This window comes from Microscilla marina ATCC 23134, assembly GCF_000169175.1.
Lineage (GTDB): Bacteria > Bacteroidota > Bacteroidia > Cytophagales > Microscillaceae > Microscilla > Microscilla marina.
Window position 1 is genome coordinate 65618 of sequence record NZ_AAWS01000022.1, and the last position, 25805, is coordinate 91422.

The 25805-nt window shown below is 39.8% G+C and carries 19 protein-coding genes and 1 pseudogene; 12 read left to right on the top strand and 8 right to left on the bottom strand.

Translation table 11 applies throughout. The annotated features are described in order from the left end of the window. Both M23134_RS20105 and M23134_RS20110 read left to right on the top strand, forming a co-directional pair. On the top strand, positions 1-402 hold the full coding sequence (locus tag M23134_RS20105; protein ID WP_002699240.1) for a hypothetical protein: 402 nt from the start codon (positions 1-3) through the stop codon (positions 400-402). A gap of 76 nt (positions 403-478) precedes the next feature. Beyond that, complete coding sequence (locus tag M23134_RS20110) at positions 479-877, top strand: hypothetical protein (RefSeq protein WP_002699241.1); 399 nt, start codon at positions 479-481, stop codon at positions 875-877. Between the two features lie 119 nt (positions 878-996). Here M23134_RS20110 and M23134_RS42765 read toward each other — a convergent pair whose 3' ends face one another. Continuing rightward, positions 997-1080, bottom strand: coding sequence for a hypothetical protein (locus M23134_RS42765; protein ID WP_394330665.1), 84 nt, complete (start codon positions 1078-1080; stop codon positions 997-999). 232 nt (positions 1081-1312) lie between these two features. Between M23134_RS42765 and M23134_RS20115 the strand changes: the two genes are divergently transcribed. Further along, the gene (locus M23134_RS20115; RefSeq protein ID WP_075164052.1) at positions 1313-2191 is read left to right on the top strand and encodes a hypothetical protein; all 879 of its coding nucleotides are present in this window, start codon (positions 1313-1315) and stop codon (positions 2189-2191) included. A 29-nt stretch (positions 2192-2220) separates the two neighbouring features. Here the strand turns inward: M23134_RS20115 and M23134_RS20120 are convergent, their stop codons facing one another. From M23134_RS20120 to M23134_RS20130, 3 genes are read right to left on the bottom strand one after another with little or no spacing between them, the layout of a single operon-like run. Beyond that, on the bottom strand, positions 2221-2997 hold the full coding sequence (locus M23134_RS20120) for a leucine-rich repeat domain-containing protein (protein ID WP_002699244.1): 777 nt from the start codon (positions 2995-2997) through the stop codon (positions 2221-2223). Between the two features lie 59 nt (positions 2998-3056). After that, positions 3057-3899, bottom strand: a complete 843-nt coding sequence (locus M23134_RS38540) for a leucine-rich repeat domain-containing protein (protein WP_002699245.1) — start codon at positions 3897-3899, stop codon at positions 3057-3059. Between the two features lie 48 nt (positions 3900-3947). After that, entirely contained in the window at positions 3948-4181 is a 234-nt protein-coding gene (locus M23134_RS20130) for a hypothetical protein (protein ID WP_045113960.1), read from the bottom strand. Between the two features lie 63 nt (positions 4182-4244). On the opposite strand from M23134_RS20130, the gene M23134_RS20135 reads away from it, so the two are divergent. Then, a complete protein-coding gene (locus M23134_RS20135) occupies positions 4245-5489 on the top strand; it encodes a tetratricopeptide repeat protein (protein ID WP_157558562.1) in 1245 nt (414 codons plus the stop codon). Positions 5490-5869: 380 nt separating this feature from the next. Here the strand turns inward: M23134_RS20135 and M23134_RS20145 are convergent. Continuing rightward, positions 5870-6169: pseudogene (locus M23134_RS20145) on the bottom strand (IS66 family transposase); the annotation flags it as partial. 425 nt (positions 6170-6594) lie between these two features. On the opposite strand from M23134_RS20145, the gene M23134_RS20150 reads away from it, so the two are divergent. The 3 genes from M23134_RS20150 (at position 6595) to M23134_RS41270 (ending at position 9401) form a co-directional block, all read left to right on the top strand. After that, a complete protein-coding gene (locus M23134_RS20150; protein WP_002699250.1) occupies positions 6595-6981 on the top strand; it encodes a BlaI/MecI/CopY family transcriptional regulator in 387 nt (128 codons plus the stop codon). After that, positions 6978-8969, top strand: coding sequence for a M56 family metallopeptidase (locus M23134_RS38545; protein ID WP_002699251.1), 1992 nt, complete (start codon positions 6978-6980; stop codon positions 8967-8969). Before M23134_RS20150 ends, M23134_RS38545 begins: the two co-directional genes overlap by 4 nt. A gap of 258 nt (positions 8970-9227) precedes the next feature. Next, complete coding sequence (locus tag M23134_RS41270; RefSeq protein WP_002699254.1) at positions 9228-9401, top strand: hypothetical protein; 174 nt, start codon at positions 9228-9230, stop codon at positions 9399-9401. Between the two features lie 276 nt (positions 9402-9677). On the opposite strand, the gene M23134_RS20160 is transcribed toward M23134_RS41270, so the two are convergent. Then, positions 9678-10184 carry a J domain-containing protein gene (locus M23134_RS20160; protein ID WP_002699256.1) on the bottom strand — a complete coding sequence of 169 codons (507 nt, stop codon included), beginning with the start codon at positions 10182-10184 and terminating at the stop codon, positions 9678-9680. A 215-nt stretch (positions 10185-10399) separates the two neighbouring features. Between M23134_RS20160 and M23134_RS20165 the strand changes: the two genes are divergently transcribed. Next, positions 10400-12187, top strand: coding sequence for a serine hydrolase (locus M23134_RS20165; protein ID WP_002699257.1), 1788 nt, complete (start codon positions 10400-10402; stop codon positions 12185-12187). Between the two features lie 592 nt (positions 12188-12779). After that, complete coding sequence (locus tag M23134_RS20170; protein WP_045113962.1) at positions 12780-14879, top strand: 7TM diverse intracellular signaling domain-containing protein; 2100 nt, start codon at positions 12780-12782, stop codon at positions 14877-14879. A gap of 25 nt (positions 14880-14904) precedes the next feature. On the opposite strand, the gene M23134_RS20175 is transcribed toward M23134_RS20170, so the two are convergent. Then, complete coding sequence (locus tag M23134_RS20175) at positions 14905-16068, bottom strand: LBF_2804 family protein (protein WP_045113963.1); 1164 nt, start codon at positions 16066-16068, stop codon at positions 14905-14907. 203 nt (positions 16069-16271) lie between these two features. After that, the gene (locus M23134_RS20180; RefSeq protein WP_002699266.1) at positions 16272-16838 is read right to left on the bottom strand and encodes a hypothetical protein; all 567 of its coding nucleotides are present in this window, start codon (positions 16836-16838) and stop codon (positions 16272-16274) included. Between the two features lie 291 nt (positions 16839-17129). Here M23134_RS20180 and M23134_RS20185 point away from each other — a divergent pair, with 291 nt between their 5' ends. From M23134_RS20185 to M23134_RS20195, 3 genes are all read left to right on the top strand, one after another. Then, on the top strand, positions 17130-19664 hold the full coding sequence (locus tag M23134_RS20185) for a M14 family metallopeptidase (protein WP_002699268.1): 2535 nt from the start codon (positions 17130-17132) through the stop codon (positions 19662-19664). Between the two features lie 282 nt (positions 19665-19946). Continuing rightward, positions 19947-23000 (top strand): penicillin acylase family protein, encoded by a 3054-nt coding sequence (locus M23134_RS20190; protein ID WP_002699270.1) that lies wholly within the window; start codon positions 19947-19949, stop codon positions 22998-23000. A 377-nt stretch (positions 23001-23377) separates the two neighbouring features. After that, complete coding sequence (locus tag M23134_RS20195; protein WP_002699272.1) at positions 23378-25798, top strand: penicillin acylase family protein; 2421 nt, start codon at positions 23378-23380, stop codon at positions 25796-25798. Positions 25799-25805: the final 7 nt, after the last annotated feature.

A 25805-nucleotide genomic window follows, 5' to 3' on the forward strand; every position in this document is an offset into this window, starting at 1 on the left:
ATGTTCTATAAAAAACATAAGCAAAAAAAAATAAAACGTTTGTTTACAAGTGACAGTAAATCTAACCATAGAAAGGCATTTGAATTGATCCAAGATAATCAATTAGAAATACAAGATGAGTGGATTGAGTACTTTATTGACTACTCAGATTTGACTATTATATATGGTAAACCTTTTATTGATTTAATTCATGCCATATATGCATTTCAAGGTTTGCAAATACTTATCCATCAAGTAAATGACAAAAACCTTCAAAGTCATCATCCAAAAAAACTTATTGCCCAAGCTATAGAACATAATGATGCCTTGATTGATAAATGTGCAGACCATATAAGAGGGCATACAGAAGACGAAATTAAAGCCATGATTTTGAGGGAAATAAAAAATATCATAGAGTTATGATACTGAGCCAAAGGTGAAATTGGAACATAACTTTATTATAAACAAGGGAATATGAGCATAAAGCAACCAAAACAATATGATACAGAAAATCAACTTTGATAAGCTAAAAAAACTGTTATCAAGCGAAGATGAAGCAAATAAGTTGATTGCTTTTGAGATTATTCAATCCAGTGGGATGGAAATACCAGAAGGTTTAACTTGTTATCTGGTTGAGTCAGCGGATATTTGTATAAAATACGGTAGTCCCTTTATTGATGTTATTAGCGGATCAGATGCTTGTGGAGGGCTATCATATTTGGTAAAAGTTATCAATAAAAGGAACATAGAAAAGAAATCATACCAAAGCATTGCAGAGGAAGCTAATAATAAAAATGATAGAATTGTTGAGAAGTGCATTGACTATATAAGAGGACACACAGATGATGAAATCAAGGCCATGATTTTGAGAGAAATGAAAAATATTATAGAGTTATGATAATGCCATAAAGCTGGGAATCATTTTTTTAAAATAATCAGATATGGGTTGTTCTATTCAATGTATGATGAGTAAACCTTGGTTTTTGTAGTAATAACTTGAAAGCTGTTTTGGGATACTCAAGTTTTTTGGAATGATCTTCTAAGAAAAGCCCGAATGGAGTTATTGACTCCTTCAACATGTCTAGTAAAGGCTTTTCCAATTAAATGTATCTTAGAAGGAGACACTTTTTTAAACGAGTTCCAATCATCGGTACAAAACCAAGGCTACCTTGCCAATGCTTATATAAAAAAATACAACCCAGAAATAGGCATAGAAAAAGCCATCCAAGCCAATAGCGTATTCAAAGAACAGGCGCTTGCGCTTCAGAAAATATACTATGACGAACACCCCAATATACCTAAAGAAAACAACCCCTTTAAAAAAGGGAATAAGTTGACTGAAGAAACGGTGATAGCCCTACGCACTCTGCTAAAAACCTACCTAACCGAAAGATTGGTACGCTATGAAAGCAGAGAATTACAAACTGGGCTAAGAGATAAATTTAGGAGTTATACTAGAGATGCCAGTACCAAATACCCCCAGTTCAACCACAGCATTGTGTTCGTGGCAGGGTTGGTACAAATGAAAATTACTGATGTGACCAAGGTTAAGCTTATTTGTCAAGATTTGGGCTTAAACTCTACTACTACCGAAGAAATTGCCCACAATGTGGGGGCGTTTCAATCCAACAAAATTACTTCGGTAAAAGAGTATGAAAGCTGGAAAAGAAAAATTGTGGAATTCAGGAAAAAAGCCCGCCTCAACCAAATCATTGTCAAGGTAGAGGTACCCGGTGACCCTTACCCTTTGTACCGCATTGCCAAGGGTTGGGAGGTGTACGGCATCAACCCCGATGGTACCCATGTCAAGTTCAACCGCCAAGGTTACATCAAACGAATCTATGTAGACAAATACCTAACAAATGATTCCAAAAAACTCACCGGGTTATACATACGCCGTCCAAACGACCCCATAGATACCTACAGCGAGATTATCTTGTTGAACACCCTTACCTACGACGAACTCTCGCCTGCTGAGAAAGAACACCCTGTAAGCGCTTTGGTGCAAGAACGTGAAAATGTCTGGTGGAACAAATCATTTGTGGTGAGAACCGTCAAAGGCAAGGTAGGCGCTTTTGTCTATGGGTTGACCGTGCCCACCACGGCGGCATTTTATATGTACTCTAAAAAAGCCGAATGGATCAACTTTTTGATGCGAGAAACTACCTGGGATTGGGTAGAAAAGGTAATTGACGCCATCAATAAGTTATAACGACCAAGTATACACTTGAAGCAATTTGGCTATATATACACATTGGGCAAAAGTTTCTTTATTTTTTGTTTCAACTGCTTTTCATTAGGGTTTTTTCTCGCATCAAATATTTTGAGTTTTTTTAAGTGTTTGATGTCATCTGGAATGAAGGTAAGATCATTACTAGATATCATAAGCTCTTCAAGGTTCTGAAGCTTTTTGATGTCTGAGGGCAACTGCCTTATTTGGTTACGCATAAAGCTTAACTGTTTTAAATTTGTGAAGTAGGTAACGACAAGAGGAATACGTTTTAATGACATTTGATTCATAGAGAGATACTTCAATTTTGTTAAATTTTTAAACTCCTCTGGAAATGAGCTGATGAAATTTCCTGACAAATCTAGCTCTGTCAAGTGAGTCAATTGCCCTATCTCTTTGGGCAACGAGATAAGTTTATTATCTGCAACGCTCATTTGTTGAAGTTTTTTGAGTGCCCCTATTTCAGGGGGCAATTCAGGAATCGGGTTATTATTCACATAAAGACTTTCCAAGTTTTGCAATTGTTCAATCTGAGGAGGGATCTTTTTCAAAGAAGTAAAGTTAAGCTTGATGCTTTTTAAATCTTTCCAAACATTCCTGTACTCCTTGAGGTCATGCTCTAAGCAATGCAAGGTAAATAGCTGAAATACACGCTCTTGTAGGTCATCAGGTACTCCTGTTCCTTTCATGAGCTGGAAAGCAAGCGCCACATTTTGTTGGTGTTTCTCATCGTATACCTCGTTTTCGGGTACCAGCAATTGTTTTATTTTTTGGCTATCGGTTTTCATAAGTATCAAAAAGGGGTCATCAATAAGCTATAAGCAAACAATTAGGTATATACTTGAGATTATACATATACATTGGGCAAAAGCCTCTTTATTTTTTGTTTCAACTGCTTTTCGTTAGGGTTATTACTGATATCAATCATTTTTAGTTTTTTCAAGTATTTAATCTCATCTGATATCAATACAAGTTCATTATAAGATATCATAAGCTCTTCGAGGTTATATAATTCTTTTATATTGTAAGGCAATTCTTGTATCTGATTATCCAAAAGGTATAATTTTTTTAGGTTCACCAAGTGGGTAATTATAGGCGGAAAATGTTTTAAATACATTTCATTCATAGAAAGGTATGTCAAACTTGTTAAATTTTTAAACTCCTCTGGAAATGAGCTGATGAAGTTCCATGATAAATTTAACTCTGTCAAGTGAGTCAATTGCCCTATCTCTTTGGGCAATGTGGTAAGTTTGTTACCTGCAATATTGATGCGTTGAAGTTGCTTGAGTGCCCCTATTTCGGGCGGCAATTCAGGTATCAGGTTATTATTGACATCAAAGGTTTCCAGATTTTGTAATTGTTCAATCTGGGGAGGGATTTTTTTCAAAGAAGTAAAGTCAAGCTTGATGGTTTTTAAATCTTTCCAAACATTCCTGTACTCCTTGAGGTCATGCTCTAGGCAGTGTAGGGTAAATAACTGAAATACATCTAGAGATTTTAGGCTTTTTATTTCAGCTATTTGTGGAGCAACCTCCTTTATTTGGTTTCTGCCCAGGAACAAACCCTCAAGCTTTTTGAGTTTACCAATGTTTTTAGGCATGACACTTACATAGCCAAAATAGCAGCGAATCTCTGTTACTTCCTCCCAATAGTTCTCAAACTCCACCAACTCATATTCTAAACAATACATGGGAAACACCCTAATGGCAATTTCCCTTAGTTCTTGTGGCAGCCCTTTCTAGGAGAGTATCTCAAAAGCTTTTCGGGTATTTTGCTCATGCTCTACAATGTAAAAACCATCTTCAGGTTTCTTCCAAAACCCCTGAACATAATCAAGTTCTTCCTTTGTATAACTCTTGCTAGATAAACCCATAGTTTTTATCCTAAGGTAAGCAAAATAGCTGCATCCCCAAAACTTAGATAGAGAATAGGTTGTCAATCTTCCTACCCCAAAAAAGCTTAATAAATCCATTGCCTATGATTTATTTTTTTAGCAAATTGTTTACAAGTTATAAGAAAAACGAAAACTCAACCAATGAAAAAATATCCGCTAAAAGTATTTTTAACCTTCTTTCCTCCTGTAACAATAGCAGGCATATTCCTTATGCTTCTGCCAAGGTGGAAAGGCAATGGAAGCGAGAATGTTCTCTTCATTACTAGCATAATCATTTCCTTTTTGTTGTGGTTTGTCTTTATCCGTTGGGCGCTCGCAATCAGAGAAACAGGTAAAATGCTATTTGCCCGAATTTTTGGAGGTATGCCCCACCATGTTATTCTGGGAAGAGGAAAAGGTTTGGGAGAGTATGAGTGGCTGGGGGCTAAGGTAGGGATCAATACAAAGTTAACAGTCTCTGCTTCTAAAGCCTTTTTTGCGCACAAACCCTTCCTCAAGTTCAGGTACGCCATGTACCTCTCTGGGGGCTTTTTGCTCAATGCTTTGCTTGTCGTTGTATCAGAACGAATCATCTACTACACCATAAGCCCTTCCATGACTAGTGCCACCCTTGCCTGGTGGGTATGGAAAACCTTTGCTCTTGCCAGTGCTTATATTTATCTGGGGGATTTCATTGCCCCAGTCAGACCAAACTATGGCGAAGATGGTTTCCCTAGCGACCAAGTAACCCTATTTAACCTTTGGAAAACCCCCATAGAAAATCTTGCAGACGATTTCAATGAAATTTATTACCGCGATGCCCACGACTATTTCAAAAGGAAAAACTACCCTAAAGCCATTCGTTTGTACAAAAAACTGGTAAATGATGAAGACGAAACCAGAAAGTTCAACTCCAGATTTAACCTGGGTACTATTTTTTTAAGAGAAGCCAAGTTCGAAAAGTCTATCAAAATGTACGAAAGTCTGGAGAGAATGATCTCTGTAGGGGCATTTGGTACCCAGGCATTCCTATGGCATATGGAACTTGCCTGGAATTACCTGGGTTTGGGAGAATCAGCCCTTGCAGAGCAACATGCCCGTCAAGCTTTCCTATTGAACCAAAACGATGAAGGGATGAACATACTTAGGGGCGCCATATTTATTGAAAAAGGAGAGTTAAATAAAGCATACCCCTTACTTAAAGAGGTTACCGATAACAGTTTTAATCTTGAAGATAGACTCTCAGCAGCAATATTTCTTTACGATTGCCTCGGCAGACAACAAAGCTGGCAAGAAGCAGAAGAATACAAACAATTCATAGAAGATTACTCTGCCTACCTGTCTGTTGCCAATGCCTTTTTTTGGGAAAGGGCTCAAAAGAATGCCAACTTGAGCAAAAAAGGATAAAATACTTTCACACAGCGAGTTGCCCAAACAAAACTTACCAAAACAATGGATAACATAACCTCACAAGGCACAAAAATATTACAACTATTGCGCAGCGACGATGAGAAGAGCATAAAGTTGGCACTCCACTAGCGCGCATTTTAATGCGTGCCTTTTTTCTACAAGCATTAACTTTGTTGAGCTCGCGAAAAGCTCGGTTTTCAATGCGGTTTTGAAGGTATTAGGTATCCCCTTATCCAACGAGGGTCTTGTTTTTACGCTTGTTGAGTTTTCCAGTTGGTTGGCAACCAAAGGTGTAGTTTTTAGATTGAGCACTTGTTGATATTTTTGATCACATTTGTGAGCAGTGGGTATTATTCATGCCATTTTGCAAGAGCCTATCAACGAATAGAATAGCGTGGTGTGTTTTGCTGCATTTTGTGAGCCAGCAAATGCTTGAATCCGATGCATCGGGAGAGGTAGTTCTTCCACCCTAAGGTGGCGGGGCGGATGGCGTTTTCTATCAGGTTATGATCAATCTGCACTTCTCCATGCCAATGATAACGAATCAGCTTTTTCCAGCGCTTTTCTATGTATTTAATGGTTTTGTAAAGCTTTATTTTGGACTTGAGCTGTGGTTTGGTGTTCATCCATTGCCTAAATTTCATCAAAGGAGTTCCTGTTCTTTGCTGATGAAACCTGTTTGCTTCTGCTGTATTAAGCCCCCTGTTTTATAGCGCTCCGATGAACTCCAGAAGAGCTTCGGTCAGGGAAGGGTGTGTGTTGTAGGAATGAGCAATTTGACGATTGATAAAAACTACCTAAACAAATAGTATAGCTGCTTTGGAGCAATCCAAGGTGGTTTTTTTATGTCCGGTCTTTTGCTTTTGAATGATTGAATGAAGCAAAATAGCCTTATAATACGACAACCTTCGTATTTAATTCGCGTAAAACTTGCTATTACGAAATAATTCGTAGTACTTTGTAATACGAAACCATTCGTAAGTGCTTATTGATAGTAAAACATCATAAGCCGAAAGGTATGGCTTCCCTATGATGTATGAAGGGGTAACTGTACTTGTGGCTACCTAATAAATATTATTTACCATATAACCATTAATTATCAATGAAAAAACCCACTGACGTAGAACTAGAGATTCTTCAGGTATTGTGGCAACATGGACCCTCTACGGTGCGCTTTGTAAACGATGAACTCAATAAGTTACGTGACACCGAAACCGGTTATACTACCACGCTCAAAATGTTGCAGTTGATGACCGAAAAAGGATTGACCGACCGCGATACCTCTACTCGCACCCATATATACCATGCGGTGATTACCCAGGAAGATACCCAAAAAACACTGGTCAACCGATTGATGGATACTGCTTTTGGTGGCTCGGCAAAAAAGCTGGTCATGCAGGCTTTGGGCAACAAAAAAACCAGTAAGAAAGAGTTGGAAGAAATCAAAAAAATGATTGATGACTTAGAGAAAGGAGGGGAGACCTCATGACTCAATGGATTCAAAACCTTATTCCTGCCCGTTTGATAGATGCACTTGGCTGGACTTTGATTCATAGTTTGTGGCAAGGAGCAGTGCTGGCCATTGTACTGGTGGTGGCGTTGATACTTTTGCGCAAAAATTCTTCTCGTTTGCGTTATTTTGTGGCAACCAGTGCCTTGTTTACTTTAGCTTTGGTGGCAACCATTACCTTTGTTAGCCTTTACCAAGCGGGTGCTCCGGTAGTTGATAAGGCAATCCCTGCCAAAATGGTACAGGCGCAGTTACCTTTGGTGCAACAAGTGTCGGTTGCTTCAGGCAAAAACCTGACTTTCTTTAGTAATTATTTTAATCAACATTTGCCTTTGATCGTAACGGCATGGCTGCTGGGGGTACTGGTGTTGATGCTTCGTTTTTTGGGTGGCTTTGCCTATTTGCAGCGTTTGCGTCACCATCAAACCAAGGCAGTAAGCAATGATTGGCAGGTAAAAGTACTGGAAATTGCAGATAACCTCAAAATTAAAAAAGTGGTAAGGCTGCTAGAGTCGGGAATGGCAAAAACTCCTATGGTGATTGGACACCTCAAGCCCATGATACTGTTGCCCTTGGGTACTATCGGTGGTTTAAGTGCCCAACAGGTAGAGAGTATTTTGGCGCATGAAATTGCCCATATTACCCGCAACGATTATTTGGTAAATATTCTACAGTCGGTATTTGAGATTGTATTGTTTTTTAACCCTGCTATGTGGTGGATTTCGGCAAGGGTACGCGAAGAACGCGAAAATTGCTGTGACGATATTGCTTTGCAATTGACCAACGACCGCCTTACCCTGGTCAAAACCCTCGCTACACTGGAAGAGATGCGCATAGGGGCACCTCAAAATGCAGTGGCTTTCGCCGGAAAAAAAGGAGGCTTGGTAGGGCGTATCCAACGAATTATTAATTCGCCACGCACCAATGCCACTTTTTCTGAAGGTTTTGTGGCAGCTTTGCTTATGGTAGGTTTTCTATCGCTTGCTTCGTTTTATGTACGTACCGAGCCTACTATAGCCAAGGTACAAGCAACACAAAGCCATTCTGTAACAGGTACAACAACTCTACAAGCGGCAGTTGCCAAGCTGCCTCTGCCTACTCCCAAGCCAACGAATGATACCATTCGTTTTGGTAAGTTTATGATTGTGACTTTGCCAGGCAAAAAAGTAGTGGTATATAAAAACGGGAAAAAGCTACAGCCTGAAGACTATGACAAGTACACCAAGGATTTTGCTATCAATGACCAAAAAATACGCATTGGCGAGCAAGGGAAGTCGCCTATTATTATAGCAGTTGACCCTACCGAAAGGAAGCCTAACTATAGCTATGATTATGACCTGCCCACCCCCCCTTCGCCCCCTACACCTCCTTCCTCCGTGCATATAGACCACGGCAATAGTAATAGGTGGTTTAGACAGAATCAAAATGGGAAGGATGTAAGTATACATTATGGCGATCATTGGGAGGTAACCAAATTGGTGGTGAACGGAAAAACTGTTGCCCCAAAAGATTATCCCAAGTATCAGAAAGACATTGCTGCGGGTAAGCGTAATTTTGAGAAAAACCGGGAAGAGCAACGCAGAAGAAGAACAGAGCAACGCAGGCACCACCGGGGTTTAAACGAACATAAGCGTGAACTACGCAAACATAGGCGTGAACATAGGCGCGAACTGCGTAGGCAGGCAGAGCAACATAGACGCACTGCCGAACAACATAGACGCGTAGCCAGCCAGCACCGAAATGTGCTGAAGAAGGTAATTGAGGAAATGAAAAAAGACAAGATTATTCCTGCGGATACCAGAAATTATACTTTAAAAATGAAAAAAGGCGAAATTGTCATCAACGGTAAAAAATTGAACAAAACCCAGTATAAAAAATACCGTCAGTTTGTTTTGGAGGTGGGTGGAGTAGATATTGATAAAAAAGGCTCTAGTTGGAACTGGGTTTCTACCCATAATGAAGACTAAAAATAGCGATAAGTGGTAAACTACACGCCACAGTATATTTTCTAAAATCAATCACAAAATGGCGACTTGTATCACAGGGAGCCATTTTTTTATGATTGACATGGGTTGTCAGATCAAGGTAAATGTTAATAAACTGTAAACCAGTGTTAAAGCACTGTTAAACGAAGTTTGGAATGAAAGGGCAGTAGTAAAAAGTACTACCTTAGCACCTATAAAAAATACCTTTATTCCAACAATTGATTGACACTTTTTAGCACAATGAACAAACAAATAGTAAACCTGGCTTTTTTGAGCGTTTTGTTGGCGCTCTTTGCGTTTACCCAAGCAATGCCTGCTGCTCAAAAAAAAACAACTGAAAAGAAAGGGGCAGCTCAACGGGCAGTATATGGTAGCTATAGCGCTAAAGTGATGAAATACTCTAGTAAAAAATAACACGACCAGGCAGGGTTTCCAGACCTGATATAACCTGAAACTGTTGTCAGAATAAGATCCTCAGTTTTAACCCAAAGGCGTAAGTTGTACGGTTAAAGTTTGCAAGGCGTTTTGGCAGTATCATTTACAAAAAACCGAAAACTAACCATTGTAAAATGGAAGGGCTTTCGGTTTTTTTATGAGTTATAATATCACTATACAGCTTATTGACCTATTAGGCAGGTGATTTTCAGTCTAAAAGCGGAGGCGGTTTTAGACTTGGTAAATATGACTTGCTTATGATTTTCCAAACTTCTTCTTAAAATGAGCGTAAGCCTCATTTATTTTCTGAGAAATTTGTTGGGCGTATTTATATTTTTCGGGGTCACTGTGATATTTATCGGGATGGTATTTTTTCATTACCTTTTTATAAGCCGACTTTATTTCGTCAAATGAAGCCCCAGGTTTTATCTCCAGTGCGTCGTAGTATTTGCCGTCTAGCCCCGCCGTGAAGTTATTTTGAAAGCCTTGGTATTGGTTGCGGAAATAGTCGTTATAAGTGTTTTGTTGACTTTTAGCTTTTTGTTGGTAATAGTTATATTTTTTACGCCATTCGTCTTCCTCTTTTTGTTTCTGAGATTGGTACTTGCGTTCAAACTCTCTTCGCTCTTCGGGATCAGGGAAAACCTTGTCTAAAAAAGTATCCAGGTCTTTGCCCACTTTGCCCAGGTTTACATTGTCCAACCTGTCCATCAGGTCGTTTACGTTAGCTTTTAATATTCTGAAAAATTTTTCACTTAACATATTCCACTTTTTAGATAGTAATCAATCGGATTATATGGTAATCAAATATAGCAAGTAATGATAAAAACGTAGTAAATCCTTCTAAAGATTCACAATTGAATGAAAATTAGGAAGGGATAAAAAATTATCACAAGACTTGTAATAAAAAACAAGGAGTCGTAACTAACCTTTTTAAACAAACCCTGGATGAATTTAATTTATAAACTAAAATAACAATGATTAAAACCAACCGATTTCTATTATTATTTGTAACCTCGTGCCTACTGAGTGTTGCGTCGTTTGCCCAACAAGACAAAGCTGTAGCAAAAAAACTGAAAGGAGTAGATCAGTACATTCGCAAGGCAATGAAAGATTGGAAAGTACCTGGTGTAGCAATGGTAGTGGTGCAGAATGGCAAAGTGGTATATCAGAAAGGGTACGGCTACCGCAATGTAGAAAAAAAGTTGCCCGTGACCAACCAAACTATGTTTGCTATAGGTTCAAGTAGCAAAGCTTTTACCGCTGCCAGTGTATGTCAACTGGTAGACGATGGCAAGCTTGAACTAGATAAGCCCGTAAAAGATTACTTGCCCGATTTTAAAATGTATGACGACTACGTAACCGCACATATGACACCCCGCGACTTGCTTTGTCACCGCTCAGGGTTACCTCGCCACGACCTGGTATGGTATGGCAGTGATTATTCAAGAGAGAAAATGTACCAAAACCTACACCACCTTGAGCCTACCATGGGTTTTCGGGAAGGTTGGCAGTATCAAAATCTGATGTTTATGACAGCGGGATATTTGGTAGGGCAAGTGTCGGGAAGTACCTGGGAGAAAGCAGTAGCGCGTCGTATTTTTAAGCCCTTGGGAATGACCAGTTCTAATTTTTCGATAGAGAAAATGAAAGGAGCAAGTGATGTAGCCCTGGGTTATGACGAAGAAAAAGAAAAGCTTAAGGTATTGCCTTACCGTAACATCGATGCAGTTGGACCCGCTGGTTCGATCAACTCTAACACCAACGATATGGCGAAGTGGTTGATTATGCAGCTAGGTAAAGGAAAGTACAAAGGCAAAGAGGTAGTGTCGGCTGGTATGCTTAAGCAAATGCACAGCCCAGCCAGCCTGGTGCCTGGCAATGCCAGTAAATATTCGTCGCACGTTAGCTATGGCTTGGGGTGGTTTATAAGTACCTATAGAGGGCAATTGTTGATAGACCACGGTGGAAATATTGATGGTTTTTCGGCAATAGTGGCATTAATGCCCCGCAAGAAAACCGGAATAGTGATTTTGACCAACAAAAATGGCACTCCTATTACCCGGATTATTCGCAACAAAGTGTTGGATCGTTTGGCGGGGTTAGAAGAGGTAGACTGGAGCAAAAAAGGATTGGATAGGTTAGCCAAAAGAAAAGCCTCTTTGAAAAAAGCGAAGAAAAACAAAAAAACTGACCAAATCAAAGGCACCAAACCTTCGCGTAAGCTCCAACACTACACTGGCAAGTTTCGCCAGGCGGCTTATGGCGATATGGTAGTTGTATTGAAGGACAAGCAGTTAAGGGTTAAGTATCACTCTTTTGATGTGCCATTGAAACACTACCACTATGATGTTTTTGAATTGGCAAGCAGTGCTTTTAAAGGGGTAAAGGTAGTGTTTAACAGCAATGCTAAAGGTAAGATAGACAAGGTGTCTGCTCAGCTGCAGGCAGGCATTGCCCCCATTGTGTTTGAACGCCACAAAGCCCAGGTAAACTTAAGCAAAGCTGCGCTTAGTTTGTACACTGGAAAGTATTCGTTGAATGGGACTACAGTAAAGGTATGGAGCCGCAACAATCAACTGATGGTGAGTTTGCCGGGGCAACCCGATTGGGAGTTGGTGTCATTGAAAAAGCCGCATACTTTTGATTTTAAAGACAAAAGACTGAAGGGGTATCAAATGGTTTTTACGGTGAAAAAAGGCACCGCAACTGAGGTTACTTTTCATCAACCCAATGGTGTCTTTACAGCTAAGAAAAAGAAATAGCGTTTTTTAAGCCATAAGTGATCAGTTGCAAGCGACAAGTAATAAACATTTACTTGTCGCTTTTTTATGCCAAAACAGTTCAGGTTTACTTTGCAGCCTGGGGGAGAAGAAGTGTTTACACCAACCATGGGTTTGTTTGGCAAGAGATTTTATTTTTTATGTATGCCTGATATTATCAGTTTCCCCGTATGATGGCAGTAAATTTGGGCTGTTTTTGACTTAAAACAAGGTAAAAATACTATATTGTCATAAACTACTTGGTGCTTGTATGTGTTTGTTTGCTTGAACCACTTTGTGACAGGTAAAAGGTATTTATATGATTAACTGAAGTTACGCAGACCTACTTATTTTGATGGTTATATGGTTTTATTGCTCAATGGTTGGGCTACGCATTGTGCAACAATATAGCTATTCAACAATAGAAACCTGTGACCTTCAGAAACCTGCGTAACTTGAGTAATTAAATATGATGGCTGCATTGACTAAAAAGGATATAAATAATTCAACCATTTTGGATTGCTATCTAACAACGAATTGTAGTATTTGTATGAACTATTGTGTGAAAAATTGTCTTGCCTTTTTTTTATTGTTAATGACTTCGCTGGTTGGCTATGGGCAGGCTACGCGTCATGTAATGGCTATTCAAGACAAGGGTAAGATGTCATTGATAGGAGAAAAAACCTACTTTTTGAAAGATGAAGGGGGCAAGCTGAGCCTTCGTGATATTTTAAAGCCCCAGCACCAGAAAAAGTTCCAACAAATTAAACAAGATGTTTTTACCCATCCTGCGACTAATGCAGTTTTTTGGTTTAAGTTTACATTAGAAAACCAAACAAAAAAAGACCTCTGGCTGGAAATAGGCAGCCCTTTTGATACCTGGTACGCCGATTTCTATGCGCCTACTGCTGCCAGGGTGTACCCTGCACCCAAACTGCTGGGAGCTTTACGCCCCCAGGAAAACAATGAATACCCATCTAATTATTATTGTGTGTTGTTGGTAGAAAAAAACGACTCTACAGCCAAAACTTATTACTTGAAAGTGTCGGGCAAAATGCCTCATACCCGCATATTGAGGGTAGGAACGGTTCAGGCACTGGCACGCCATAGCAATGTTTATTTGTATGCATTAGCTATTTTTACAGGGCTTCTGTTAGGCATGATTATTTATAATGGTTTTTTGTTTTATGCGATCAAAGAGCGGGTGTACCTTATTTACACCTTGATGTTGGTCATGTTCTTGGTGACTACGCCATTTGAGAATGGCTACCCTTTGTTTTATAGTGACTGGCTTTGGCACAACTTCATTGTTTGGGACAATATCGGCTTTGTTACAGGTACTTTGTTTGCAACTTATTACCTCAAGCTTGCCACTACTGCACGTAGGTTTTACTATTGGTTATGGTTTCTAACCTTTCTGGGTTTTGGAGTTTTAGGGGTGCTCAACCTTTTCAATTTGGTTTCATTACCAGTACTGCTTGAGCTTAGCCAAGTCATCATACTCATTTTTGTGTTTAGCTTGTTGTTTTGTGGGATTTACCTGTGGGTCAAGGGCAACCAAAATGCGCGGTTATATACTCTTGCCTGGGTGTTTTTTATTATATCTATTTGCCTGTTTATTTTCACGATCAATGGTTTTTTGCCTGTAAATTGGTTTACCCAAAATATTATTTATGTAGGTGTATCGTCTGAAGTGTTGATTTTTGGTCTTGCGCTGGGGCACCAATACAATATGCTCAAGCAAGAAAAAGAAGCCATGCAAGAGCGAAATATGCAACTAATAGCGAAGCAAAATGAAGTATTGGAACAAAAAGTAAAAGAAAAAACGCAGGGGTTACAAAACGCCAACGAAGAATTGGTTACCAGCAATGAGGAGTTGTTGCAAAGCCAGGAAGAAATAGCAGCCCAACGCGACCAATTGGAAATGAACCACAAGCTGATTACCCAAAGCATTACTGCAGCCAAAAATATACAGCAAGCCACCTTGCCTTCCGAACAATACATCCAAACCTTTATTCAACATCACTTTATACTTTATAAACCACGTGACATTGTGTCTGGAGACTTTTATTGGCTGGAGTCAGTGGATAATAAGCTATTTTTAATTGCAGTAGATTGTACTGGGCATGGGGTGCCTGGGGCTTTTATGAGTATGGTGGCCAATACATTGTTAGACAACATTATCAAGGTAAACAAGGTGTTTGATCCTGCCGAAATTTTGACTAATCTACACGAAGAAATAAGACAAGGCTTGAATCAAGAGCAAACCGGCAACAATAGTGGAATGGATGTAGCCTTGGTAAGGTTACATAACTATACCCAAAATCAGGTAAATGTAGAGTTTGCAGGAGCAAAACGATCGTTGATTTATATACCAGCAGGCACCCCTGACTTACTCGAGCTCAAAGGTACCCGGAGGTCTATTGGAGGAGTACAAATAAATACAGATGCTTTTGAAACCCATCAGGTAATCCTGCCCCAAGGAAGTTATCTTTATTTTGGGTCAGATGGTTTGGCAGACCAAAATAATAAAAAGCGTAAGAAGTTTGGCGAAAAACGATTGAAGCAATTTATCAGGGATCATCATTTGTTGGCATTGGACCAACAAAAACAACTGCTAGAGCAAGCGCTACTCAAACATATGGAGGGCACTAAACAACGAGATGATATTTTATGGATTGGGATGCAAGTGTAAGCTATTTCATGTAAACTATTTCATTTTAGGCATTTTGTAAAACTTTGCTTGCCAGCAACTCTTCCAACCCTTGTCCATTGACAAAAGAACGTTCCCAGCTCTTGAGGGTAGCCCAATCAAAGGTAATAAGTCCTTGTTGTTGCAACTCTTGCAGGGTTTTCTTCTCTTTCAATGATAACTTACCGTCTATGATCATCCCAAATAGAAAAAGTTTGGCGATGCCTTCGCGTGCTTCCGGGTTGATACTATTTACTCTGTCAATCAACTGTGCCCGCCCAAGTGCCTTCTGATCTTTGGTCTCTATATCAAATTTAAGAATAAGTTTTTCTACCAGAAAATAGTGGTTGTGATGAAACTTTCGTTTGATGACTGCAATAAACTGAAGCGCATCGAATAAAAAATCTTTGAACTCTTCGTCGTCTTTCAATAATTCATAAAGTTGATCGGTAAGTTGAATGACCATATTGGGTGCCATAATACGTACTTTGGCCTCTTTGAGCACAGTATTGGTTGCCCAGGCGTTCCAGAAAGCATACACGGGTATACCTGCCAGATTGATCCAGAGCCGGAGCATCACCCGCCCTAGTAAATGTTTAAGCAATAGTTTGATCAACAAGTTGGTAATGGTACCTTTTAGGCGGTTAATCACTACCACCAACATCAGGTAGTATTTATTGAGCCCTGCCATAGGGTTGATCCCATAATTAGCCATTTCGGTACTTTCGCGTTCCATTCCTATAGAGTAAAGCCCTTCGAGGTGTTTTTCGTAGTCAGGATCATCAATATTAGGAAAACCGCAAACCTTTGCCATTTTATGCACTGCTTGTAAACTCACAATGGTAAGAAAGTAGACTTCTATTACTACCAGTACAATGCTATATATGGTAGACACCACAGGCACTTTGGCAGGCCCCCACCAAGGGAGATTCATACTAATGCTGGGAAATAGTGCTGGAAAAAAATGGATAGGCAAGTACAGCACCAGCACCCCCAACACCCCCAAGGCTGCTGACCATGCAAGTGCCCAGCGCCTGATTTGATGGATTGCCTTTACCTCTTTGTCATTGAGTATATGGTAGTCGTCTTCAGCCTGAACAGACTGTTTTTTTACCATTTTAATGAAGTAGTTAAACGCCACACGGTCTATCAACGACCGTTGCTTAGCGTTTTCTGAAGTTGGCTGTGACATAATTGCTCATACACTCTGTCTGTTTAGGCAAAAGCCAAATGGCGACTGAGGAAGTTTGTGTTAAAGTATTTGATAGATCTGTGAGTACTTTTCCCAACAATTTACAGAAAAGATGTGGATGATAACATACTTGTGGAGGGTTTATTTATGGGCAATGACAAGTTTTTCGGTAAACGATATGATTTTGTCTGTAAATGTGAGGGTTACGACAATATTTTTTCTTCTACTGTTCGGGTCAACGTAAAGAAATCAGCTTCTTTCATTGATTTTCGGGGAAAGATAAAGTTAGGCTCTTGTGGTTGTCCTATAATCATCAGATAATTTTCGTTGGCAGCAAAACTTTGGCATTTTTCCCAAGGCATTTGGTGAGGTGTTTCATCTTGAAAAAGCGTAAAATAATCGGGAGTGAGTAATAGACGGAATGAGTGGGCTGTTTTGAGGTCATCGAGCCATTTTTCTACGTCAGCCCGTTTGTTGTCTAGCTTTTGTTGCATGGCCTGTAGGTCATTTGCCATTTTTACCTGATAACCTACGCTCAAGACGATGCCAACCCCAATAAAAAACGCCCACACTCCATTGATAAACGCCATAATAAAACCGAAAATGAATAAGGCAGTAAGTATGCGTCCCAGATAAAACCTATCGGAGTGGCGCCTGTCTATTAAAATAATTTCATCTTGCCATTGCTCATTATATATTTCCCAAAAGTGATCAACGTCAAAGTTAAGCGGTATTTCTATATAATGGTCTTTGTTTTTGTGGGTACTCATAGCAAACAATTTGAAAAAAGTAAGACAATACCTCAATATACAAAAATGTATTGTAATCCTTCAAAAATAAACCCTACTATTGACTCTAAAGGCGCCAGATTGATTGCTTAGGTTGTCCAAAAAGAGAAGAGGCTGGATTGATGAGTTGATTTGAGAATAGGTTTAAGATTTTTTTAACTAATTTAGCTGCATTTTGTTATCAAACAATAAACATTCAAGTTTCATTTTAGCGTATGTTTAGCTTCGCAGCACACTAATTTTTAAACATACATTTATGCCGATTCATTGTACATGAAAAAAACATTACTAATACTTCTGACTATCAGTTGGCTGGCACCCTTGGTGGCACAACCAACAATTAACTTAAAATATTATCTTCCCCAAAACATTCAATATGATACAAAAATACCTACTCCCAAATCAGTATTGGGTTATGAAGTAGGCGAATGGCACGTGTCGCACGATCAGTTGGTCTATTATATGAGGGCAATCGCACAAGCATCAGACCGGGTAGTGTTGGAAGAGTACGCCCGTAGTCATGAAAATCGCCCTTTACTGATTTTAAAGATTACATCGCCTGAAAACCACCAAAACCTTGAGCAAATTAGGCAAAAGCATCTAGAGCTTTGCGACCCAGCCAAAGCAGGAGGGGTAAACACCGATGATATGCCAGTGGTGGTCTGGTCGGGGCACAGTATTCATGGCAACGAGCCCAGTGGAAGTAATGCCGCCATTCTTGAGGCTTATTATTGGGCGGCTGCCCAAGGCGACGCTGTCAACAAAGTGCTTGATAATACCGTCATTTTGCTTGACCCCTGTTTTAACCCCGATGGTTTGCATCGTTTTGCTACTTGGGCAAACATGCACAAAAGTAAAAACCTGGTAACCGACCCTGCCAGCCGAGAGTTTAACGAAGTGTTTCCAAGGGGGCGTACCAATCATTATTGGTTTGACCTAAACCGTGACTGGTTGCCTGTGCAACACCCTGAAAGTCAAGGGCGTATCAAGAAGTTTCAGGAATGGCGCCCCAATATCCTGACAGATCATCACGAGATGGGCACGAATGCTTCTTACTTTTTTCAGCCTGGTATTCCGGCACGCACCAACCCCTTGACTCCTCAGATGAACCAGGATTTGACGGCTGAAATTGCCAAATTTCATGGCAAAGCACTCGATAAAATCGGGTCTCTTTATTTTACCAAGGAGGGATTCGATGATTATTATTATGGCAAAGGGTCTACTTACCCTGATATACAAGGCAGCATAGGAATTTTGTTTGAGCAAGCCAGTTCACGTGGACATGCGCAGCAAAGTATTCATGGAGTCTTGCGATTTCCATTTACCATTCGCAATCAGTTTACCACAGCGATGTCTACTGTAGAAGCGGCCAATGCTTTGCGTAAAAAACTGTTGGATTATCAGAAAAACTTCCATAAAAATGCGCCCAAAGGTAAAACTTATGTGTTTGGCTCAAACGATAAAGGCAGAACTTACCAGTTGGTAAAAATGATGCAACAGCACAAAATAGAGGTTCATCAGGCAGCGTCAGACGTGACTATCCAAGGACAGAAAATAAAGAAAGAAAACGCTTATGTAGTGCCTGCCGGACAAGCCCAGAGTCGTTTGATTTCGGGCATGTTTCAGGTGCAGACGGAGTACAAAGACAGCTTGTTTTATGATGTATCTGCCTGGACTATACCTTATGCCTTTGGGGTACCTTTTCAGGAAGGCGGTAGTAAAGGCGCTAAGCTTGAAGAAGTTAAGTTTCCAACAGGTAAAATGAAGTGGGCAATAGGTGGGCAACACAATGAAGTAGCTTATGTGTTTCGTTGGAGTAATTACTATGCACCTCGTGCCCTTTATCGTTTGCAAAAGAAGGGAATAAAGACTAAGGTAGTAACCGAAAACTTTACCTTTAATGTAGAGGGCAACAGCGAAACTTTTAGCTATGGCTCTATACTGGTACCTGTAGGTGTTCAGAAGATGAGCAAAAATGCACTTTTTAAAGAAATGGAAGCCATTACGCAGCAAGACGGCGTTGATGTGTATGTGTTGCACAAAGGACTTGCCGACAAAGGACGTGACCTGGGGAGCAGTTCTATACGCGCATTGCATCGGCCCAAAGTAATGGTGCTTGCCGGGCAAGGAGTCACCAGTTATGATGTGGGCGAGGTTTGGCATTTGTTAGACACCCGTTATGACATGCCCGTAACCATTGTAGACAAGTATCGTTTTAGTCGCGTAAACCTAGCCAAGTATAATGTGATTGTAATGGTAAACGGACGTTATAACGACATAGATGATGATACCCAAAAAATAAAAAATTGGGTACGAAAAGGAGGAACACTTATTACTATCAAAGGGGCTAATCGATGGGCAAAAAATGTAGGACTTGCTTCTTTGAAGTATGTGAAAAAACAGCCTGTTAAACCTATAGTACACCCTTATGTAACCCGCCGCAACCGACGTGGTGCCCAACGCATAGGAGGGGCAATATTTGAGGCCAACATTGACATTACCCATCCGATTGGCTACGGTTATGAACGAGATAAAATACCTGTTTTTCGTAACCATGAGTTATTTGTTAATAAAAGTATCAGTCCTTATGCTACCCCAGTATATTATACCAAAACCCCTTTGTTGAGTGGTTATATTTCTAAGCCTAACCTTAAATACTTACAAAATACCGCAAGTGTTATTATAAGTAAACGAGGCCGAGGGGTGGTTGTATCTATGCTTGATAACCCTAATTTTAGAGCGTTTTGGTATGGTACCAATAAGCTGTTTGCAAATGCCATGTTTTTTGGGCATATCATTGGTTGGTAAGTAAGGTTTTGTAAGTATCACAACAAAGCCCTCTCAAAAAATAAGTCATTTTTTGAGAGGGCTTTGCTCTTTATAGAATAAGCAAACCCATCTGTATCAGTAACATAAGATATAGAGAAGGCGACGAAGTTGTGCCAGGTAAGTAATTAATCTAAAATGCTGTTTTTGTTCTTTTTTGGCAATTTTATTACGTGACCAAAAACGAATTTTTATTTTCCCGTACCTAAAAACAGTGAAAAATTATTTAACCAGTTGATCATTTCAACTTAACTATTTCGTAAAATGCTTAAACTTAAAAAACCAACAATCGTGTGGCTTGCTATGCTCATGTTTTTGTTTACCACACAGCACTATTCCTTTGCACAACTACCCCAATACTCAGGCAAGAAAACCCTCCAAGGTCTCCATCAAAAAGTAGAAGTTTTATTTGATAATCACGGTATACCGCACATTTATGCCCAAAGCTTAGAAGATGCTTACTATGCTTTGGGCTATGTGCATGCCCAAGAACGTATCTCTCAGTTTGAGCTTTTTCGTCGCTTGGGAACGGGTACTCTTGGAGAAGTTTTAGGAGCGTTTGGAGCCTCATTTGATGTGCCAACTCGCACTGTAGGCATAGTAGAAAATGCCAAAAAATCAGCAAAAGCTTTAAGGGATGGACCTAATACACCCTTTAAAAAGTCAATGAATTCTTACTTGGCAGGCGTAAATGCTTATTTGGCTGGTTTAACCCCAGAAACACGTCCTAAAGACTTATTGCCTACTCCTGCGGCTTATACTTTAGAGGATATTTATTCTTGGATCAACTACTTTTTGTATGGGTTTGCAGCTCTTGAGGTTTCATCAGATGCCATTACTGATCAACTGGTAAGCAGATTGGATAACCCTGCGTATCTTAAAGACTTAAATATTCAGAATGGTACTCCTGTGAACAGGTCGTTTCCTCCACGCCCAGGGAGTAAGTTTTTTAAGGGTAAGTACAAGAAACGCAAACGCATAGGTAAGAAATTACTAAAAACCCTCGCCAACTTTCAAGACAAATTTAAAATTGTAGCAAAAAATAGCAATGGCTGGGCGTTGTCTGGAAGACTCACTACTACTGGCAAGCCTATGCACTCAAGTGATGGTCATACGCCATTGAGCAAGCCTGATACCTTTTATGAGGCGCAATTAGTATATCCAGGACAGGATTTATACGGTAACTGGATCCCTTTTTCCCCGTTTGCTTTGATTGGACACAATCGTGACATTGCTTGGGGAACTACGGCAATGTTACACGATGATACTGACCTATACCGCGAAAGGCTAAATCCAGCCAACCCAAATCAAGTATGGGTAAATGATCACTGGCAAGATATGAAAACCAGAGCAGAGACCATCAGAATTATTCAGTCGGATGGTACATTGAAGGATTCTATTTTTGAGGTGAAAATTACTCGCCACGGTCCTATTATCAACAATGTAGATGGTAATATCAAAGGTGAAGACCCTATTTCATTATTTTTTACAGGTTTCAAATTCAATGAATCTTACTTGAGCACCTTCTTTAATATAGCTAATTCTAAAAACTTAGCAACATTCAGACGTTCAGTGCGTGGGCTTACTGGTATAGGTGCCAATATTCAATATGCTGATAAAAAAGGAAATATTGCCTGGTTTACAGCAGCAAGGTTTTTAAGGCGACCTGAACATGTCAACTCTAAAGTGATTTTGGATGGAGCCAGTGGTAAAGATGAACCTTTAGGATATTATCCTTTCAAAAGCAACCCACGTTCTATTAATCCTCCATCAGGTTTTGTATACTCAAACAATAACCAAATAGGGAGAGTGGAAGGCTTGCTGTATCCAGGGTATTATGTGGCAGGTACAAGGTCAAAACGGATTAAAAAAATTCTAAGGTCAGGAAAACGATTCTCACAAGAAGATTTAAGAAAATTGTTTGAAGATGATAAATCTCCTACTTTTAAGAAAATATCAAGAGTAGTTCTAAGAACGTTGGCTAGCCACCCTGTGTTAAATAAAACCGCCAATCATGCAAAGGCAGCCCAAATACTGCAAAGTTGGAAAGGAGATCATCCGCTTGACACCAAAGGACCCATTGTATTTTATCAGTTGTTTTACCAGCTTCTAAAGTATACTATGGAAGATGAAGTAGGGTCAGATTTGTTTCAATCTTTCTTTACTGGAGTTACACCTTTATATGATGTACTTGATCGCTCTTTTGAAGGTCTACTGCTTAATAGGTCGTCTATTTGGTTTGATGATGTATCTACTACTCATGTGAAAGAAACCCGCAGAGATATTTTTGCCAAGGCTTATGATGCAGCTGTAAACGCTTTGGTTGAGTTTGGCTCAATGGAACAAGTATGGGGAGAAGTGCACCAACAGTTTTACGCTAACTTGCCTGCGGCTTTTACTGGTCAGACAGAAGGAAACTTAGGACCTTATCCTTTTAAAGGAGGAATCAACACATTGAATAAAACAGAGTTAGATTTGTTAGCAGTGGCTACCTCTGGCAACTATAGTGTGGCTAAAACAAGTGGTCCGGTAAACCGAACTTTAGTAGATTTTTCTGATATTGGAAAAAACTCAAAAGGCGTTTTACCTACCGGACAATCTGGTGTTCCAAACAGCCCTTTCTATCAAGATCAGGTAGAGCTCTATAACAATGGCTTGTTACGTGCTATGCTGATGGACAGAGAAGATATCGAGAAGGTAAGTACTGTATTGTTATTAGAAAAACCACCTTATCCTGCGCCCAATGTGGGCGATATTTCAGGACCTGTATCTGCCTGTGCTGGCGATTTATTTGTGAATTATTCCGTAGAGACAGTGTACAATGCCGATGAATACATCTGGACATTGCCTGTAGGAGTTACTCAAAACGGTACAGGAGCTACCGGAACCATTGCTACTACCGATGGGACTATAAATGTAGATTTTGGAGCAGACTTTAATGGTGGTAATATTACAGTTGCTGGCAAGAGTAACGTGGCAGGTACAGGCTCTACAAGTGCGCTTGCAGTGGCTAAGTGTGCCAATAGCAGAACTACCAATAATCTGCCCGAAAAACTTACGAGTGGTAGTTTAACCGTATACCCTAACCCGGTAACTGGTACGAAGCCTGTTCAGATAAAAATAGAAGGACGTGATATAAAGGGTTCTCATATTAATATCACCATTATAGATGAGCGAGGTTCACAACTACAAACAGTGTCTGCTAAACTTACCAATGGAGTAGCCACTGTACCTACTACCTCATTAGTGAGCGGCAAGTATATCTTTAAAATTCAGGTAGGAGCCGAGGTTGTAAGGTACAAGGTGATTAAGCACTAATTCTAGTGTGATTACAAAAGTATGTTTAAAGAAGCTATATAACATCAAGTAGGAATATTAGAGTGAATGTTAAATAGGTTATAAATGCTATGCTTGCATAGTGTTTGTAACCTTTTTTACTTTATAGTGTAAATATAACTTACCAATGCTAATCTATTAGTAAATACCCAACCCTTCTCCCACGCAACTTCCCTGTGTTGGCCTTGATAAACCTTAAGTAATCGATGTTTTTATAAATAGGTAGCGCGACCAATGGACAGGGATGAGCGTAACTTGGTAACAACACAATCAGAGGTTTCACAGCATATTCATTATTCAAACTTCAAATACTCTAGATGAAGAAAGTCTTTTCAAAAATTTCAATCTTATGTGTAATTATGCTTATTACTTTAGCTAATTACACAGATATTCAGGCGCAGGTAAAATATTCAGGTTCAGTGACATTGCAAGGTTTATCCCAAGAAGTAAAAGTATATTTTGATCAATATGGTATCCCACACATCTACGCTCAAAGCGAAAAAGACGCCTACTTTGCTTTAGGGTACATACATGCTCAAGAGCGACTGGCACAGTTAGAATTATACCGAAGGTTGGGTACTGGACGTTTTGCCGAAATGGTAGGCAAAGCGGGTATTGTTACCGATAAAATGGTACGAACAGTAGGGATTACTGAAAATGCCAAGCGATCGGCAAAAATACTTCGTGAAGGAGGGCAAACTCGTTTTAGAACTATGTTGGAAGCTTACCTGGCAGGAGTTAACACTTTTGTTGACACTGGAAAACCTCCATTAGAGTTTGAGATTATGGGAGTCAAAAAAGAAAAGTTCACCTTAGAAGATATTTATGCTGTCACTGGGTTTTTATCTTTTCAACTGGCTTTAGGTTTTCGCTCAGAGATGGTCATTCATCAAATACGCCAAAAGCTAGGAGACAAGTACCTCAAAGATTTAAATTATCGTTTCGGAACACCCATTACTCCTGCTACCAGAGCTGGCTTACAAAAAGGAGCACTCCAGCCTAAAGGGTTCAGGGGGCAAGCACCCATAAAAAATGAGGGCTTAAAAAGTGTGAGAAAAAATACGATTACAAAAGAGTTGGCTGCCAGTATTCAGGCGATTCCGGGGGTGCCTACTTGGTTAGGGAGCAATGCCTGGGTGTTGTCAGGTCAGAAAACTAAAAAAGGGCAGGTGATTTTTTGTAATGATGCGCATATGGGGGTAGGACAGCCAGGATTTTGGTATGAAGTACACCTCAACTACCCTGGAGAAAACCTGTATGGCTATGTACATGCATTGAATCCTACCTTTATATTAGGGCACAATAGCCAGGCAAGTTTTGGTAATACCTCACTATTGGTAGATGATATGGATTTTTACCAAGAGCAATACCAACCACAAAGCCGCTATAAAATCAAACAAGACAATCAATGGATAAACCTCACCCTGCGACAAGAAACGATTAAAGTGAAAGGAGGAGAAGATGTAAAACTATTGGTAAAGTCTACACAACGTGGTCCTATTATCAACGATGTATTACCTGCATTGACTAAAGAAGATCAACCCATTTCTATGTTTTGGGTATACAATAAGTTTCCTAATACACTTTTAAAGAGCAGCTATGATCTAAGCCTTGCCAAAACACCCCAGGAAGCCCAAAAAGCAGCCAGTCAATTAGTGTCTCCCAGTTTTAATATGATGTACGGCGATAAAAACGGAAACATTGCTTGGTTTGCCAGTGCTCGTCTGATTAAACGCCGACCTGGCATTAACTCTAAATTTTTGCTGGATGGTACCAGTACCCGCAATGAGCCTTTAGGGTATTATGACTTTTCGAAAAACCCACAGTCAATCAACCCAAAAAGTGGTTATGTAGCTACTGCTAACAATCAACCCGATAAAGTAGATGGACAAATGTTTCCTGGGTATTATGTGGCAGGTGTAAGGCAACAAAGGTTCATGGATTTGTTTAACACAAAAAAGAAATGGTCAAACCAAGACCTACAAGACTTGTTTATGGATGACACATCACCTTTGTTTGTAAAAATAAGCAAAGAAGTGTTAGCCGTACTAAAGGGCGACCCAGTGCTCCGTAAGTCAGCCAATCATCGTTATGCTGCCCAATTGCTTAGAAAGTGGGATGGTAGCCATGGACTTAGGGCGCAAGCTCCGGTAGTATTTACTAAGCTACTTTATTATTTGATAAAAAACACCATGCAAGACGAGTTGGGCGAGCAATTGTTCAAAGAACTCATGCCTAACCCTGGCTTTATGAATGAGGTACTTAGTCGTACTTACCCAACATTGTTTTTTAAAGACAAATCGATATGGTGGAATGATGTAACAACAAACGAAGGGAGCGAGAGTCGGAAGGACATCTTTGCCAAATCTTATGACCAAACTATTCAGGAGCTTACTAAGCAACTACCTGAGACGAATAATTGGCGTTGGGGCAAAGTACATCAGGTCACTTATATTAACTTTACCCAGGATAAACGGTTTACAGTAGGACCTTTTGAAATGAGTGGAAGCATAGATGTGATTAATAAGTTTGGCTTTGCTCTTACTAATAATGCTGTTTATCAGATTTCTGACCAACCTTCACAGCGAATGTTGGTTGACTTTTCGGATAGAGAAAAACGGAGTTGGGGTATACTTCCTGTGGGTAACTCAGGACATCCTAGAAGCATTTTTTATCAAGATCAGGCCAAAATGTATAATAAAGGTAAAATGCGTCGCCAGTTAACCAATAAAAAAGAAATCCAACGTTCGGGTTCTCTTTTGTTGCTAAAAGTGAAATAAGGATGAT

What these genes read in the sequence shown, in the direction of transcription:
- M23134_RS20105 (WP_002699240.1), top strand. Translation starts at nt 1, where the DNA reads ATGTTCTATAAAAAACATAAGCAAAAAAAAATAAAACGTTTGTTTACA.
- M23134_RS20110 (WP_002699241.1), top strand. Translation starts at nt 479, where the DNA reads ATGATACAGAAAATCAACTTTGATAAGCTAAAAAAACTGTTATCAAGC.
- M23134_RS20120 (WP_002699244.1), bottom strand. Translation starts at nt 2,997, where the DNA reads ATGAAAACCGATAGCCAAAAAATAAAACAATTGCTGGTACCCGAAAAC.
- M23134_RS38540 (WP_002699245.1), bottom strand. Translation starts at nt 3,899, where the DNA reads ATGTATTGTTTAGAATATGAGTTGGTGGAGTTTGAGAACTATTGGGAG.
- M23134_RS20130 (WP_045113960.1), bottom strand. Translation starts at nt 4,181, where the DNA reads ATGGATTTATTAAGCTTTTTTGGGGTAGGAAGATTGACAACCTATTCT.
- M23134_RS20135 (WP_157558562.1), top strand. Translation starts at nt 4,245, where the DNA reads ATGAAAAAATATCCGCTAAAAGTATTTTTAACCTTCTTTCCTCCTGTA.
- M23134_RS20150 (WP_002699250.1), top strand. Translation starts at nt 6,595, where the DNA reads ATGAAAAAACCCACTGACGTAGAACTAGAGATTCTTCAGGTATTGTGG.
- M23134_RS38545 (WP_002699251.1), top strand. Translation starts at nt 6,978, where the DNA reads ATGACTCAATGGATTCAAAACCTTATTCCTGCCCGTTTGATAGATGCA.
- M23134_RS41270 (WP_002699254.1), top strand. Translation starts at nt 9,228, where the DNA reads ATGAACAAACAAATAGTAAACCTGGCTTTTTTGAGCGTTTTGTTGGCG.
- M23134_RS20160 (WP_002699256.1), bottom strand. Translation starts at nt 10,184, where the DNA reads ATGTTAAGTGAAAAATTTTTCAGAATATTAAAAGCTAACGTAAACGAC.
- M23134_RS20165 (WP_002699257.1), top strand. Translation starts at nt 10,400, where the DNA reads ATGATTAAAACCAACCGATTTCTATTATTATTTGTAACCTCGTGCCTA.
- M23134_RS20170 (WP_045113962.1), top strand. Translation starts at nt 12,780, where the DNA reads ATGACTTCGCTGGTTGGCTATGGGCAGGCTACGCGTCATGTAATGGCT.
- M23134_RS20175 (WP_045113963.1), bottom strand. Translation starts at nt 16,068, where the DNA reads ATGTCACAGCCAACTTCAGAAAACGCTAAGCAACGGTCGTTGATAGAC.
- M23134_RS20180 (WP_002699266.1), bottom strand. Translation starts at nt 16,838, where the DNA reads ATGAGTACCCACAAAAACAAAGACCATTATATAGAAATACCGCTTAAC.
- M23134_RS20185 (WP_002699268.1), top strand. Translation starts at nt 17,130, where the DNA reads ATGAAAAAAACATTACTAATACTTCTGACTATCAGTTGGCTGGCACCC.
- M23134_RS20190 (WP_002699270.1), top strand. Translation starts at nt 19,947, where the DNA reads ATGCTTAAACTTAAAAAACCAACAATCGTGTGGCTTGCTATGCTCATG.
- M23134_RS20195 (WP_002699272.1), top strand. Translation starts at nt 23,378, where the DNA reads ATGCTTATTACTTTAGCTAATTACACAGATATTCAGGCGCAGGTAAAA.